Raw genomic sequence first — 16,419 nt, forward strand, 5'->3', positions numbered from 1 at the left:
TGATTAATCATGGTAAACACACCTCCTCGGCAGGTGCTCGCATATTGTAATGGGTCGACATTACATGTCCATAAGCACCTGCATTTTCAATCAGTATCAGATCACCTTCAAAGGTGTCAGGGAAAGGAATTTCAATACCTAGCTTATCGGTACTTTCGCAAATCGGCCCAACAACTGTTGCTAAATGGTTTTTACTTTCAGTCATCCTGCTTAAATTTACAATGTTATGGTAAGAACCATAAAGTGCAGGCCGCATCAGTGAATTCATACCAGTATTAATACCTACGTAGTAATAATTCTGTTTTTGTTTGACCTGCGTGACTTTAGAGACAAGAACCCCTGTATTGGCCACGATATAACGCCCAGGCTCGATCCATAATTGATGGTCAGGATATTGTGCTTTTACTTCTAACAGGCTTTGGTTAATTTGCTCCATCGTTAGCTCTGTTTGTTGTGCTCGCTCTTTAATCCCGAAACCGCCTCCCAGGTTGAGATATTTCACATCAGGGAACTGCTTCGCAACACTTGCCAGAAGACGAGCGTGCTCAGCCCAATGTTCATTCGTTAAAATCCCACTTCCGGCATGAGCATGCAAGCCGAGCACTTTAATATTATGCTCTTTAATAATGGGCAGCAATTCTTCTAACTCCTGAATGGGAATACCAAACTTCGAAGTAGCCCCGGCTGTCCGAACATTCTCATGGTGACCTTTGCCAACATTAGGATCAATACGAAGGAAAATAGTCTTATTAGCAAAAGTCTTCGCCCAGTATTTCAAGGGATAACTACTATCAAGTGACAGCATGACTCCATAATCCAGTGCCTTTTGATATTCGTTATGGCTGGCAAAGTTAGGCGTAAAAAATATTCGGTTAGTATCAATAGCTGGGAACAATTCTTTAATTCGCTCCACCTCAAAGATCGATACAGTTTCAAAGCCAATACCTTGCTCATAAGCGGTGGTTAACACTTGTGGGTGATTATTTGCTTTTACCGCAAAGAAAATTTGATCGACTGCACTGATGCTTTGTAAATTTTTAATATTCTCTGCCACAGCGGCTAGATTATAGATATACGCATTTTCTCGTGATTCAAGACACTGCTCGATTTCACCGCGTCGCTGCTGCCACCATTTTTCTACAACAACTTCTGTAGCTGGCTTTTTAAGTTCTTTAGCAGTCGGTCCAAGAATTTCACTGTTTGGGTTATTGCTGATGAGTAACTCATGCAGAGCCGCGATAACCTTATCGCAATGCTCATCGTCGATAACAAAGGTTAGATTCAGATCCGATGCAGCCTGCGATAACAGATACACTTTGTAGGTTTCAAAGATCGCAAAGGCGGGGGCAATTTTATGCAGTATAGCTCGCACGTTCTGACCAACAATAGAAACTGCTGAACAGTTTTTCATTACATTGACTCGACAGATGGTCGCCAGTTCTTCAACCAGATTTTTAAGTCTTCGCTCACTGACCACCTGAGTCAAACTGTCCAAACTAATAGTCACGTTAGTCTCAGACGTCGACACTAAATCCACTGACACCTGATGCTTTTTAAAGATAGCAAATAAGTCAGCCAAAAAACCCGCCTGCTGCCACATGCCCTGGCTTTCCATGGATATTAAGGTGATACCATTCTTAGCTGTAATTGCTTTAACCATGCCCCAACGGTTGTCAAAATGATGGATCTGAGTTCCAGCCAACTCGGAGTCAATGGTCGATCGAATAAAAATGGGGATATCCGATAATTGCGCCGGACGTATTGCTCTGGGATGCAAGACCTTGGCTCCAGCCGATGCCATCTCCTGTGCTTCATCATAATTAAGATGATTCAGCAAGCGGGCATTAGGTACATGGTTTGGGTTTGCCGTAAAAATACCCGGCACATCTGTCCAGATTTCAAGCCTTGAAGCAGCCAACTTGGCTGCAAAATAAGCTGCAGAGGTATCAGAACCACCACGCCCAAGTAGCACTGTATCCTGCTCATCATTGCTGGCAATAAAACCTTGTGTAATGACCACTGGCGCAGCTTGAGTTGCGCTAATTAAGTCTTGATCAAGATCGCAAACACAACCCGCGGACAGATAATCATTCTGGCTGTGTGGGTTAGCGTATAAATAATTCCGAGCGTCCAACCACAATGGTTTATCATCAAGCACTTCCGATAGGTAATCAGCCCCAATTTTAGTTGCCCAAAGCTCACCCTGAGCCATAATCAGGGCGCGAGTGCGATCACTCACCTCGCCCAGTAAATTGATCCCATCTAACAGCCTCTTTAAATACAGATACTCTTCTTCAAGCAGATTCTCAGCTACCCCTAAGGAGTCAATGAGCTGATTATGGAGTGTTACGATCGCCTGGTAACCCTCAACATAGTCACCACCAATAGCTTGGGCGATCAATTGTTCGAGACGATTAGAGACAGTGCTTATTGCCGAATGAACAATAAACACCTTGATGCCTTTAGCACGTTTACGTTTGACAATCTTGGCAATGGTGTCCCAATTACTGCGTGATGAGACGCTGGTACCACCAAATTTCAAAACGTGCACTGTGCTAGTTGTTGTCATCGCTAATCTCCAAGTCTGTTATGCGAATTGTGTTAAATAAAATCATGAGCCATAAAAAAACCCGCAGAGGATGTCCTGTGCGGGCTTTGGAATAGAAAACAATTTAACTTTTCTTTCACCCACAATCATAAAGGACACGTTTTTTAAGTGCCTTCTTGGTATGTTTCTTGAAAGAAAAAGTCATATTCATAATGCGGAATATAAGTGATTTAGCGGATAAGTCAAATAATAACTGGTTATTTATTATCCTTGCCCGCTCTTTTGTTACGGAAGAAACGCTTTAATTGCTCACTGCAATCTTCCTGCAATAATCCAGATTCAACAACACATTGGTGATTAAAGCTTGGATTCTGCAAAATATTCAGTACAGAACCAGCAGCACCCGTACGTGGATCAGTTGTAGCAAAAACCACCCGCGACACTCTTGCATGAACCATTGCCATCGCGCACATTGCGCAGGGCTCAAGAGTCACATATAGCGTGGTATCCACTAGACGATAATTATCGAGTTTTTGCCCAGCAGCTCGCAAGACAACCATTTCAGCATGAGCCGTAGGATCATGGTTAAAAATGGGTTGATTAAAGCCTTCCGTTTTTATCTCACCATCTTTTGCTAGCACAGCACCCACAGGCACTTCGCCCTTCTCTTCAGCGATAGACGCCAAATCAAAAGCTCGTTGCATACAGTGTTGGTCAAAATCAGTAAAGTCAGTCATAAATGATAATGCAGTACTTTTGATGGTTAAATGTCGCTAAGAGCGGTGCGTTATGGCGCACCCGCAATGCCTACACAAAAACCTTTATAAATTAGCGAGAAGAAATATTGGATTTTTCTACTACTGCAAGGCGTAAGTTCACGCAAAGAGGGAGTGGACATATATTCCATGACCGATTGAGCAAACTTACAACACAGCAGAAGAAGAAAAAGGCTTATTTATTCCGCTCAACCTGTAGACGCAGGATTTTTGCGATCTCTACGCGGCAAAAACAGATTGTAGCGCGGAATGGACACCTAGTCCCTGAGCACTACAATCTGTTTTTAACAAAGTAGAATCGCAAAAAGACAAGTCTACTCCCATTCGATGGTAGCTGGGGGTTTACTCGAAATATCATAAGTAACTCGCGATATCCCATCCACCTCATTAATAATTCGACCGGACACATGCTCCAGGAACTCATACGGCAAGTGTGCCCAACGTGCTGTCATGAAATCTATCGTTTCTACTGCACGAAGCGCTACCACATAATCGTATTTTCTGCCGTCGCCCATAACGCCTACCGAACGCACAGGCAGGAACACGGTAAATGCCTGGCTGGTTTTGTTGTAGAGGTCATGTTTGTACAGCTCTTCTATGAAGATAGCATCAGCACGACGAAGTAGATCGGCGTATTCTTTTTTCACTTCTCCAAGAATTCGTACACCTAAGCCTGGACCTGGGAATGGATGGCGATAGAGCATGTCGTATGGCAGACCTAGTTCTAAACCAATTTTACGAACTTCATCTTTAAACAGTTCGCGTAATGGCTCAACCAGCTTTAAATTCATTTTTTCAGGTAGACCACCAACGTTGTGGTGTGACTTAATGACATGCGCCTTGCCAGTTTTAGCACCCGCTGATTCAATCACATCTGGATAGATAGTACCTTGTGCTAACCATTGTGCATTAGTTAATTTTTTAGATTCTTCATCGAAAATATCAATAAACACTTTACCAATGATTTTGCGTTTTGCTTCAGGTTCATCAGTACCTTTTAACTCATCTAAGAAGCGATCTTCTGCATCAATGCGAATAATGTTCAAACCAAAGTTATCACCAAACATGGCCATAACTTGATCGGCTTCATTTAGACGCAACAGGCCATTATCGACAAACACACAGGTTAACTGTTTGCCGATGGCACGGTGCAACAACATCGCAGTTACAGATGAGTCAACACCACCGGATAAACCTAACACAACTTCATCATCACCGACCTGCTCTTTAATTTGCTCAATAGCGTCGTCAATAATGTTTTCAGCCGTCCATAATTTTTCACAATTACAAATATCATCAACAAAACGCTCAAGTATACGACCACCTTGTTTGGTGTGGGTTACTTCGGCGTGGAATTGAATGCCATAGAAAGGTTTTTCTTTATGCGCAATGGCCGCAATAGGCGCATTGTCACTAGATGCGATGACCACAAAATCCTCTGGTACTGAAAGAACTTTATCGCCATGACTCATCCAAACATCAAGTACGGGATGGCCTTCTTTGTTGAAGCGATCTTCTATTCCTTCAAACAAAGCACTATGGGTTTGAGTAAACACTTCAGCGTAGCCAAATTCGCGTTTCTCCGAGCCACCGACGCGGCCACCAAACTGATGCGCCATAGTTTGCATGCCGTAGCAAATACCTAATACAGGAACACCTTGTTCAAATACACACTGCGGTGCGCGAGGCGTATTTTCAGCAGCTACTGACTCTGGGCCGCCTGATAAGATAATTCCTTTAGGATTAAACTCACGAATGAACTCCTCTTCAACATCGAATGGTACTAACTCACAATAGACACCAATCTCGCGCACACGGCGGGCAATTAGCTGAGTATATTGCGAACCAAAATCCAAAATAAGAATTCGATGTTCATGAATATTTGCTTGCATTGTCATTACCTTTAATCAAGTTAGGTATAAAGAAACACTTTAATAAAAAAATCAAAAAGCCGCAGACTGATTCTGCGGCTTTAAATCTATCCATCTCTTTTTAATCTCGAGACACTGAGGGTTGGTTATAAAGACCAACTTTCAGAATGTAGATTATTTCACACGATAGTTTGGCGCTTCTTTTGTAATCGCAACATCATGCACATGACTCTCGTTCATGCCCGCATTAGTTACTCGTACAAACTCCGCTTTGTTCTGCATTTCTTCAATGGTTGAACAACCCGTTAGGCCCATGCTAGAACGTAAGCCACCCATCATCTGATGAATAATCTGTGTCATTGAACCTTTATAAGGAACACGACCCTCGATACCTTCTGGAACCAATTTGTCAGCGGCGTTTGAGCTTTGGAAATAACGGTCACTTGAGCCCTGTTTCTGTGACATGGCGCCTAATGAGCCCATACCACGATAAGACTTGTAAGAACGTCCCTGGAATAGCTCAACTTCGCCCGGAGCTTCTTCAGTTCCTGCAAGCATTGAACCAACCATTACGCTGTAAGCTCCAGCAGCTATCGCCTTACAAATATCACCGGAGAAGCGTATTCCGCCGTCTGCAATAAATGGGATACCTGAGCCTTTAAGCTCTTTTGCAACACTGGCTACCGCAGAGATTTGTGGGACGCCAACACCAGTTACGATCCGTGTTGTACAGATTGAACCAGGGCCGATCCCCACTTTGACACCATCCGCACCAGCATCAACCAAAGCGCGAGCGCCTGCAGCAGTAGCAACATTACCACCCATCACTTGTTTGTCCGGGTAGTTTTGCTTAATCCATTTGATGCGGTCTAATACACCTTGCGAATGACCATGCGATGTATCAACTAAGATAATATCGACTCCAGCGGCAACAATCGCAGCGACGCGATCTGGTGTTTCAGTGCCAGTTCCCACGGCAGCTCCAACACGCAAATGGCCATAGCGATCTTTGCAGGCATTAGGCTTAGTTTCAGCATTATTAATGTCTTTAACTGTGATCAGCCCTTTCAATTCAAAGTTGTCGTTTACCACTAACAGTTTTTCAATGCGAAATTCATGCAGCTTGTCGTAAATTTCTTCTTGGCTAGCTTCTTCTTTAACAGTCACTAAACGCTCTTTGGGCGTCATGACTTTCGATACAGGCTTATCAAGATTGGTTTCGAATCGAATGTCGCGGTTAGTCACAATACCCACGAGCTGATTGCCATCAACTACCGGCATACCTGAGATACCATGCTCACGGGTCATTTGCTTGACTTGGCCGATGGTGATATCTGGAGTGATCGTAATTGGATCACTGACAATTCCGCTCTCGAATTTTTTAACGCGGCGAACATGCTCAGCTTGTTGCTCGATGGTCATGTTCTTGTGAATAAAGCCCATACCACCTTCTTGTGCTAAAGCAATAGCTAAACGCGATTCAGTGACCGTGTCCATTGCAGCAGAAACAAGGGGGATGTTGAGGGTATACTCGCTGGTAATCTTAGTGCGCAGGTCTGCGTCAGCAGGCAAAATGTTGGAGTGTGCCGGCACTAATAAAACGTCGTCAAAGGTAAGAGCTTCCTCTATAATGCGCATATTGTGTTCCACGTATTATTCCGCCAATGCGAAAGGCACTGGCTTGATGAAGCGCGTTATTATAACGCCTTAGCCATTGCAAGGTAAATAACTATTTAATTCGATTTGTCTATGATTAAACCCATTCTTGAGCCCCAACAAACAGGCGAAACCCGCAAAATTTACTCTGTGAGCGAATTAGCCTTCAAAGTTCGAAAACAACTAGAAGATGCTATTGGGCAAATCTGGATTACTGGAGAGATATCAAACCTTGCCTTGCCTGCTTCTGGGCACTGGTACTTCACCTTAAAAGATAACGGTGCTCAACTACGTTGCGCTATATTCAAAAACCGCAATCGTAGCGCACGTTTCACGCCCGAAGATGGCCAGCAGGTTTTGTTACGAGCCAAGTTGAGCTTGTACGAGCCTCGTGGCGATATTCAGCTAATCGGAGAATATATAGAGCCAGCGGGCGAAGGGGCGCTACAAATTGCTTTCAACCGCCTGAAAGAAAAATTACAGGCCGAAGGCTTGTTTGCTCCAGAATTAAAACGCCCTATTCCTAAATTCCCAAACAAGATAGGGATTATCACCTCGCCAAGTGGTGCAGCGATAAGAGACGTGTTAACCGTGCTCAAGCGCCGCATGCCACAAATTCCTGTCATTATTTACCCAAGCCAGGTTCAGGGTGAAAAAGCCGCAAAAAGCCTTATTAAGCAGTTAGAGGTCGCCAACCAGCATAACCAATGTGATGTGCTGCTAGTCACGCGTGGCGGTGGCTCATTGGAAGATATGTGGTGCTTTAACGACGAAACGCTGGCTCGCAACATTCGCGACAGTCGTATACCCGTGGTGTCAGCAGTAGGTCATGAAGTTGATACCTCTATCAGTGACTGGGTAGCTGACTTAAGAGCACCAACACCTTCTGCAGCAGCGGAACTTCTGGTTCCGGATCAAGCCGAGTTACAGCACAAACTGGTGCAGCTTGAACGTCGTTTAACAGGCGAGTTTGAACACAGACTACAAGTCGCGCAATCCAAGCTGGATACGCTAATCGCTCGTATTATTCATCCAAAGCAACAACTCAACAGCTATAAAGTTGAACTTCAGTCGCTCAATAAAAGCTTGCTAGGCACACAAAAATATTTGTTACAGAGTAAGCAAGCTGAATATAAAGAATTAGATTCTAGACTGCATAGCTACAACCCTAAATTACAGCTTAGCCAGGCTAAAAACTCATTAAAACAAACTAACAAAAGCTTGATGCAATCATGGAAGTATTTACTGAAACAGAAACAACAGATGTTGGCACTAAAGGCACAAAAACTGAATAACATCAGTCCATTAGCAACACTCGAAAGAGGTTATACGATAACGGAAGATGAAACGGGGAAAGCCATCACTTCAATGAAACAGGCTCAAAAATCACAAGAATTAACTACTCGTTTTGTGGATGGTAAAGTGAAAAGTAAAATTTTTAAAAACTAATTACTAAGCTTTGTTTTTTTTATTTCCACTAAAGCCTGAGTGCTTTCAACTTCTTCTAATGTCACAGCAGCAGTAGCCCCTTTGACTGGAACTACCATATTACCAACAACCTCAATGGTTGCTCCATCACCACCAGATAACATTATCATTTTATAAAATTTTGGCTCGCCCGCTACCATACGAAGATCAAACGCGTAAGGGGCAGGTGCCCAATTCCAATTGCTATCAGGACCATCAAGACTCCCCAGTGTTACTTCATAGTTCCCCTCAGGGAGGTGAAAATACAAATATCCGCCCGTTTTTAACTTTCCTTTATATTTACCGTCAATATAAATATATGGAGAAGCAGCGGAACCTAGAGCACTGTAAACCCTGTAAAAGTATACTGTCCCTTGATTAACCTCTGTTGCTGTTTGCTGCTGAAATGCTGGCCCGCTCGCTGCACAGCCCGTCAGTGCTATCAGACCAACAAAAAAAACAGTTCTTAAAAATCTAATCACGAACTCCATCTTTTATTACTACCTTCCACCCCATTTTTTGATTGCGCGTTTACGCTTTAGGCGTTGACGGCGTGTGATTTCGTTTTTCTTGCCTTTGAAAGGATTATCACCCTCTTTCAGCTCTAATCGAATGGGGGTGCCGATCAGTTTCAATTTGTCGCGGAAAAAGTTAATCAAGAAACGTTTATAGCTTTCGGGAAGCTTGCTGCACTGATTTCCGTGAATCACAATCAAGGGTGGGTTATGACCACCTGGATGTGCGTAACGCAATTTAACACGACGACCACGAACAGTGGGAGGTTGATGCTTTTCGCTAGCTTCTTCAAGCAAGCGCGTCAATTTCGAAGCACTCATTTCTACTTGAGCACTGGCCCAAGCTTCATCTACTGACTCCCAAAGGTGGCCGACATTTGAGCCATGTAACGCAGAAATAAAGTGAATACGAGCAAAATCAATAAAGCCTAAACGACGATCAATTTCATGTTTGACAGTATCGCGTTGCTCTTCGGTCATGCCATCCCACTTGTTGATCGCAATCACCATTGAGCGCCCAGAATCAATAATGTAGCTAATCAGACTCAAGTCCTGATCAGTAATCGGTTCACGCGCATCCATCACCATAATAGAAACATTGGAGTCATCGATAGCTTGAAGGGTTTTCAGAACTGAAAACTTCTCGACGGTCTCTTTCACTTTACCACGACGTCTAACCCCGGCCGTATCGATCAAGGTATACTTTTTGTCGCGTCTCTCCATTTCAATATAGATACTGTCGCGAGTGGTGCCGGGCAAGTCATACACCACGACACGCTCTTCACCCAGAAAGCGATTAACCAATGTGGATTTTCCCACATTCGGACGACCAACAATGGCCAGCTTTAATCCTTGGGCTTTCTCATAACCAATCAACTGATCTTCATCGTTAGATTCTAGATGAAGTTCATCAAAAATTGTATCAACCAAAGTGTTAACGCCACGACCATGAGCGGCAGCCAAGGGTAGGACTGTTTGATAACCCAGACTGTAGTAATCCGACAAAGCAGCATCGGCGTGAATGCCATCAACTTTGTTAACTAATACAATGATTGGCTTGTTTTGACGTCTTAGATGATCTGCTACAAACTCGTCAGCAGCTGTCATGCCTGTTCTGGCATCGACAAGAAATAAAACAATATTGGCCTCAGTAATTGCCAGCAATGACTGACCAGCCATCAGGCCATCAATACCTTCTTCATCACCAGCAATACCACCGGTATCAACGACAATAAACTTTTGCCCTTTTAAGGTTGCCTGCCCATATTGACGGTCACGTGTTAGACCAGGCAGGTTAGCTACCAATGCATCGCGTGATTTTGTTAATCGATTAAATAATGTTGACTTACCTACATTGGGGCGACCAACGAGAGCGATAACTGGTAACATGAATATTACTCTTCAGAAGATGTTGCAAGAGGGTTTTCCAGAACGTGGATATACCCATAACGTGTTGTTGCGATTACATGCTCATCAGTAACAATAGGTGTACCACCTATGCCATAGCGATCCAGATGAATTCGAGCAACAAACTCACCGGTGCTTTTATCTAACCAATGCAAGTAACCTTCAAAATCTCCCACAACGACATAATCCTGATTATCGGCTGCACCTGTTGGTTTACGGTATAGAAGACCTTCCTGAGTCCACACTTCTTCGCCTGTAATGCGATCTAATGCCACAATTCGGCCTTTAGTATCGACCAAATATACACGTCTGGCATCAACCAATAACTCCTCAGTGACCGAAGCATCCTCACGCCATAAGTAGCGGCCATTAGTCAAATCCATGGCAATGGCAAAACCATTAAAGCCAGCCGCGTACAAGTAATTTGAGTAAACAACAGGAGTCGAGTCTACGTCAACAATGCGAGAAATTTCAGAGCTTCCTCTAGGTGCTGAGATGCTTTGCTCCCATAGCATGTCGCCCGTTCGCAAGTTAAAAGCGGCCATTTTACCGTTTGCAAAACCAGTAATGACAACACCACTGGTCGCTACCGCAGCAGAGGTGCCACGCAACGTCAGGTTAGGGATAATACGGTCATAGAACCATTCTTGTTTTTGGGTGGCCAACGAGTAAGCAAAAATTCGACCATCCGGAGTACGCACGACCAATCGGCCATCGCTAATTGCAGGCTTGGCCAAAACTTCAGTAGTTACATTTACGTGCCACAATTGTTTCCCATCATTAACATCAAGCACATGAACCTGGGCATTTTTAGTTCCTACAGCTACCAGGCCCGCATTTGCAGTAACGCCGCCCGATAAAGGCTGCTTAAGGTTGGTTTCCCAAATCACTTTACCTGATTTAATATCAAAAGCTGTTATAAGGCCATCAACATCAGCCGTTATAATTTTATCCTGCCAAAGTGCAGGTGATAAACTGTTAAACTTTTCTTCATCACCCTGCCCAATGACTTCAACCCAGCTAGATTGTACAGAGAATTTTTCCTCAATATCAGCAAGTTCTTTTGGAGGGTTGACCACCTCATCGGCGCAAGCCGCTAATAATGTAACGACTACCAATAAAGTGAAAATTCGTTGTGTCCAACCTAAAATCATAAGTATATCCCGTTAAAAGTATCTATTATTTATCAATGCCAAGCTGGCCTAAACGCATTTGGAGTAACGGGTTCACCGTGCCGTCTTCAGCATCGCGAGCTTCAATTAAGACACTTTTAGCTTGCTCTGTTTCGCCTTGTGCTAACAAAGCTTCAGCTTTAACCAATAATGCATTTGCTTGATAAGCCTGTTCATCAATCGCCTCAACTGTGGCAATAGCTTCGCCGTATTGCTCAAGCTGTAACTGCACGCGAGCTAGTCGCAATTGTGCAATGGATTCAAAAGTGTCGTTAGATTGGTCAACAACCCACTTCAATTGTTCCGTAGCTTCAACAAATTTATTGTCATTAACTAACTGCTCTGCATAAGTCAGCACCGCCAATGAAGCATAACTTGAGGCTGCATGCTCAGTCTTAAGCCCATCAACCTTGCCTACCATTGCTGTTGAGTTTGCCGCATCAGACAAAGATAAGACTTCAGAATAAGCCATTGATGCCTGCGCACTTTGACTTTCTTTATGATCTTGATAATAGTTCCAACCAAATAAAGCACCAAAACCAATAACAGCACCCAAGACAATCGAGGTACCATTTTCCTTCCAAAATTGCTTTATCGCTTCGACCTGTTGTTCTTCTGTTTCGTAAGCCACTGTCGGCCTCCTCAATAATCGATGTAATCTATAATAACTATTTAAACCAAGTACTGTTCAAGCAATTGGCTGATATCACGTTGCGACACTACCAGCTGCTCTTTATGTTCACGCAGGTATTTCACCCCAACGGTGCCATCCTGAACTTCTTGCTCGCCAATAACGAGAGCAATTTTGGCACCGCTCTTATCAGCACGCTTAAATTGCTTTTTAAAATTGCCAGCACCACAGTTCATTCGAACTCTAATCGCAGGCCACTGGTCACGCAACTGCTCGGCTAACTGCAGGGCGCTTAATTCAGCGTGTTCGCCAAGAGCCACCATATAAACATCAGCAGTGGCCACTTCTTCAGGAGCCATCTCTTGAATAAGAGCCACAATACGCTCAAGCCCCATCGCAAAGCCACTGGCTGGCGTTGAATGACCACCTAGCTGTTCGGTTAAACCATCATAACGGCCACCGGCACAAATCGTGCCTTGTGCACCTAGCTTATCAGTCACCCACTCAAATACTGTTCTGTTGTAGTAATCTAAACCACGCACCAAGTTTGTGTTGATAGTATAAGGGATATTATTAGTATCAAGAATCTGACAAAGGCGCTCAAAGTGTTGCTCTGACTCTTCGTCTAAATGCTCATTTAATTTTGGTGCATCTTTGACCAGCTTCTGAACCTCTGGATTTTTACTGTCCAGAATTCGTAGCGGGTTTGTTGTTAAACGACGTTGGCTATCTTCGTCCAGCAAATCTTTTATCGGCTCCAAAAAAGCAACCAGTTTATCGCGATACTCAGCACGCGCTTCATTCGAGCCTAGTGAATTGATCTCAAGATGCACTGAGCTGTGAATACCAATCATCTTCCATAGACGCGCGGTCATTAGAATAAGTTCCGCATCCACATCCGGCGTGCTAACGCCAAAAGTTTCGACGCCAAGCTGATGGAACTGACGGTAGCGACCCTTTTGTGGTCTTTCATGACGGAACATCGGCCCCATGTACCACAGGCGTTGCTCCTGATTGTAAAGCAACCCGTGCTCAATTCCTGCGCGCACACAACTGGCTGTTCCCTCGGGGCGCAAAGTCAGACTGTCTCCGTTACGGTCCTCAAAGGTATACATCTCTTTTTCAACAATATCAGTCACTTCGCCGATAGAGCGCTTGAAAAGATGAGTCTTTTCAACAACTGGCATGCGAATTTCATTGTAGCCATAACTGGCCATCAGTTGCCTAAGCACTGACTCTAATTTTTGCCAATGTGGTGTTGAATCCGGCAAGATATCATTCATGCCTCGGACTGCTTGTATTTTATCCGCCAAAACTAGCCTGGCTCCGTCAGTTGTAAAATTGGATTAAAGTGCGAGATTATAGCGAATCTGGCGGAAAACAGTAGCTTTTTCCGCCAAAAGTAGCCTAACGAAATGATTTTACTATCTGACCTGGGTGACAGGAACCTGCTTAGCTCCCTTGGTGATTTCTTGGGTTTTTTCGTGCTTTTCAGCCAGCTTACGTCTGATCTGCGCCTCGAGCTCATCCACCAAAGCTTCATTATCGACTTTGTGGCTCTTTTCACCATTCTCATACAGCATACTTTTCTTGAAACCGCCAGTCAGCCCAATCGACACTTCTTTAGCTTCACCTGGACCATTGACCACACAACCTATCACAGCCACATCAATATGTTCATTAACGTCTTCAAGGCGTTGCTCAAGCTCATTAACGGTTTTTATTACATCAAATTGCTGACGCGAACAGGAAGGACAGGCAATCAAGTTAATGCCACGTTGACGCAGTCCCAAGCTCTTTAAAATATCGTAACCAACTTTAACTTCTTCAACTGGATCAGCCGCTAACGATACGCGGATAGTATCGCCAATACCCTCTGCTAATAACATTCCTAGCCCGACAGCTGACTTCACTGCGCCTGAGCGAAAGCTTCCCGCTTCGGTAATACCTAAATGTAGTGGATTATCAATTTCTTTCGCTAAAATACGGTAAGCCGCAACAGTCATAAACACATCAGAGGCTTTAAGGCTGATTTTATAGTCTTTAAAGTTATGACGTTCCAGCATTTCGATATGACGATAAGCAGACTCCACCAAAGCTTCTGGGGTCGGCTCGCCATACTTTTCTTGTAAATCTTTCTCTAACGAACCAGCATTAACACCGATACGAATAGGAATATTACGTGCTCTTGCCGCTTCAACAACCGCTTTTACACGTTCTTCCGAACCAATGTTGCCAGGATTGATTCTTAAGCAATCAACGCCATATTCAGCCACTTTCAAGGCAATTCTATAATCGAAATGGATATCGGCGACTAAAGGCACTGGCGATTGCTGCTTGATAAATTTAAAAGCTTCGGCAGCTTTCATGGTGGGCACAGAAACACGGACAATGTCGGCACCAGTATCTGCCAGCGCACGAATCTGCGCTACAGTCGCGCCCACATCACACGTTTCGGTGTTGGTCATACTTTGCACTGCAATAGGCGCATCACCGCCAACAGGCACATTACCAACCATAATTTGACGCGATTTGCGTCGCTTAATCCATGATCGACCGTTCATAATATTTCACGTATAAGTTATTGAATCTAGAGGCTAAGCCGAATGACTAGTTACCCAAGATTAGTCGCGCTGCTCGCGTGTCGGGATAACTCGACAAATCAACAGGCTCATTTTGATAGGACAATTGTACAGCAGATGGCTTACCAAGTGTTAGCTCAATGGGAGTTGGACCTGATAGACTCATCGAGGTGCCACCCTGTTTTATTCCCAAGGCCAGTACTTTACCGTTGGCATCCGTAATTCTCACCCAGCAATCGTCAGAAAAAACCAGCACAACCTCACCACCTGTGTTAGAGACAATAGTGGCAGCTTCTGCCGTTGGCTCTTCAACAACCATTGACTCAGATAGAAGTTCTTTATCATCCAATGCAGCTGTCGCCTGGTCTTGTGGGTCCGTTATGTTAGCTGACAAATTATTCGTTGAGTCAGCAATTACTGGCTCAGGAGTTAATAAATCTCCTTCCTCACTTTGCCCTAAAGTTAGAGTGGTCTCTTGTTCAGACGCACTTTCTGTTGAAGCAGTAAACTCTTGCCAAATCTTCTTTTCAACCAATAAATAATAAATAGCAAATAGCAGCGCAAGTACAACAAGTGTAGTGATGGCTTTTATAAACCAATTACTGGAAGTGATAGGTTTTTCTAACTCGATCGTGGCTAGAGATTGCTCATTTTGAGTGAATAGATTATTTCGCTTACAATAGTTATCAAAGTTTTCGACGAGATCGTCATCGTCCATTTTTAATAACTCAGCATAATTTCGCAAGTATCCTCGATAAAAGGTTGCCGGAAGGTCTGCGGAATAATCATCAGCTTCAATTGAAACTACGGTTTGACGCGTCAACTTTAATTTTTGCATCACATCTTCAATAGAAACACCAGCCTGCTCTCTAGCCTGCTTTAACAGACTACCAGGACTGAATTGAACGTCTTTTTCTAGAGTTTGATCGGTTTCTGACATTAATTATCTAATTCTAATATATTCTTGAGCCTCATCTGAATCCGGATAAAGCTTCATTAACTTCTCTCCATACCCTCGCATATTACTACTTGCCTGTAGGCTTTTAGCTATTTTATAACCCAGCAATAATGACTTTGGAGTTGAATTGGTTTTAGCCTCAAATCGGAACATATAAGCTTCTGCCAAGCGGTAGTTTCCTGTTGCATAATTAACTTCAGACATACCATACAAAGATCGCGCTAAGCTGGGGTTAAAAGACAAGGCTTTCTCAAAATACTGTTTTGCAAGCTCATATTTCTCTGCTCTTATGGCACAGAAACCTGCGTTTTCGTAGGCAGCTCCAACTGAGGTATAATTCGGTTGCTCAACAGCTTTTAAGAAAAAGCGGATACCTTCTTCATATTTCTTGCGAGAATCACACAAAAAGACTCCATAAGCATTGAGATAGTCCGCATTTTTCGGAGATTCTTTGATTGCTCTTTTATAATAATCTTCGGCTGTATCATATTCATATACTGTTTGATAGTAGTAAGCCAGCCCATACAACACATCAGGCATATCTGGATCATGCTCGTATGCTTTTAAAAGATTTTGCTTAGCCCACTCCATATGACCCGCTTGAAGATATTGCAAACCTAATGATAATCGTTTAGCCGCGGCTTCTTTAGGTTCGTACTTGGTTCTCTGAACAGCTCCATCTTGTGTCGCAGCATTAGTAGTTGCGGTGGTTGTAGTTTCACAGCCCACCAAAACTACTGTTAAAAATACCACCACCCACTTGGCATAATTTGTCATTGCTTACTTCCTATCAATTTCTACTATCAATTTATAGCAACTTTGTTCTAAGAATAATG

General features: G+C 43.6%; 13 protein-coding genes. 1 reads left to right on the plus strand and 12 read right to left on the minus strand.

Annotation, left to right across the window (positions count from 1 at the left end; all coding sequences use genetic code 11):
- Window positions 1-7: 7 nt before the first annotated feature.
- The 4 genes from KKOR_RS09180 to guaB all read right to left on the minus strand — a co-directional run bounded on the left by KKOR_RS09180 (window position 8) and on the right by guaB (window position 6,833).
- Complete coding sequence (locus tag KKOR_RS09180; RefSeq protein ID WP_015780845.1) at window positions 8-2,569, minus strand: bifunctional aspartate kinase/diaminopimelate decarboxylase; 2,562 nt, start codon at window positions 2,567-2,569, stop codon at window positions 8-10.
- Between the two features lie 236 nt (window positions 2,570-2,805).
- Complete coding sequence (gene tadA / locus KKOR_RS09185; protein ID WP_015780846.1) at window positions 2,806-3,285, minus strand: tRNA adenosine(34) deaminase TadA; 480 nt, start codon at window positions 3,283-3,285, stop codon at window positions 2,806-2,808.
- Between the two features lie 353 nt (window positions 3,286-3,638).
- Window positions 3,639-5,216 carry a glutamine-hydrolyzing GMP synthase gene (guaA, locus tag KKOR_RS09190; RefSeq protein ID WP_015780847.1) on the minus strand — a complete coding sequence of 526 codons (1,578 nt, stop codon included), beginning with the start codon at window positions 5,214-5,216 and terminating at the stop codon, window positions 3,639-3,641.
- A gap of 153 nt (window positions 5,217-5,369) precedes the next feature.
- Window positions 5,370-6,833: an IMP dehydrogenase gene (gene guaB, locus KKOR_RS09195; protein ID WP_015780848.1), complete on the minus strand. Its 1,464-nt coding sequence runs from the start codon at window positions 6,831-6,833 to the stop codon at window positions 5,370-5,372.
- Between the two features lie 111 nt (window positions 6,834-6,944).
- Between guaB and xseA the strand changes: the two genes are divergently transcribed.
- On the plus strand, window positions 6,945-8,300 hold the full coding sequence (gene xseA / locus KKOR_RS09200; RefSeq protein WP_015780849.1) for an exodeoxyribonuclease VII large subunit: 1,356 nt from the start codon (window positions 6,945-6,947) through the stop codon (window positions 8,298-8,300).
- Here the strand turns inward: xseA and KKOR_RS13350 are convergent.
- The 8 genes from KKOR_RS13350 to pilW form a co-directional block, all read right to left on the minus strand.
- On the minus strand, window positions 8,297-8,809 hold the full coding sequence (locus tag KKOR_RS13350) for a DUF2846 domain-containing protein (protein ID WP_015780850.1): 513 nt from the start codon (window positions 8,807-8,809) through the stop codon (window positions 8,297-8,299). The genes xseA and KKOR_RS13350 overlap by 4 nt on opposite strands.
- A 9-nt stretch (window positions 8,810-8,818) precedes the next feature.
- Complete coding sequence (gene der, locus KKOR_RS09210) at window positions 8,819-10,222, minus strand: ribosome biogenesis GTPase Der (RefSeq protein ID WP_015780851.1); 1,404 nt, start codon at window positions 10,220-10,222, stop codon at window positions 8,819-8,821.
- A gap of 5 nt (window positions 10,223-10,227) precedes the next feature.
- The gene (bamB, locus tag KKOR_RS09215; protein ID WP_015780852.1) at window positions 10,228-11,394 is read right to left on the minus strand and encodes an outer membrane protein assembly factor BamB; all 1,167 of its coding nucleotides are present in this window, start codon (window positions 11,392-11,394) and stop codon (window positions 10,228-10,230) included.
- Between the two features lie 25 nt (window positions 11,395-11,419).
- On the minus strand, window positions 11,420-12,043 hold the full coding sequence (locus tag KKOR_RS09220; RefSeq protein ID WP_015780853.1) for a YfgM family protein: 624 nt from the start codon (window positions 12,041-12,043) through the stop codon (window positions 11,420-11,422).
- A 41-nt stretch (window positions 12,044-12,084) separates the two neighbouring features.
- The gene (hisS, locus tag KKOR_RS09225; protein WP_015780854.1) at window positions 12,085-13,356 is read right to left on the minus strand and encodes a histidine--tRNA ligase; all 1,272 of its coding nucleotides are present in this window, start codon (window positions 13,354-13,356) and stop codon (window positions 12,085-12,087) included.
- Window positions 13,357-13,467: 111 nt separating this feature from the next.
- A complete protein-coding gene (gene ispG / locus KKOR_RS09230; protein ID WP_015780855.1) occupies window positions 13,468-14,607 on the minus strand; it encodes a flavodoxin-dependent (E)-4-hydroxy-3-methylbut-2-enyl-diphosphate synthase in 1,140 nt (379 codons plus the stop codon).
- 46 nt (window positions 14,608-14,653) lie between these two features.
- A complete protein-coding gene (locus tag KKOR_RS09235; protein WP_015780856.1) occupies window positions 14,654-15,565 on the minus strand; it encodes a RodZ domain-containing protein in 912 nt (303 codons plus the stop codon).
- Window positions 15,566-15,568: 3 nt separating this feature from the next.
- Entirely contained in the window at window positions 15,569-16,360 is a 792-nt protein-coding gene (gene pilW / locus KKOR_RS09240) for a type IV pilus biogenesis/stability protein PilW (protein ID WP_015780857.1), read from the minus strand.
- Window positions 16,361-16,419: the final 59 nt, after the last annotated feature.

The sequence above is a fragment of the Kangiella koreensis DSM 16069 genome, assembly GCF_000024085.1.
Lineage (GTDB): Bacteria > Pseudomonadota > Gammaproteobacteria > Enterobacterales > Kangiellaceae > Kangiella > Kangiella koreensis.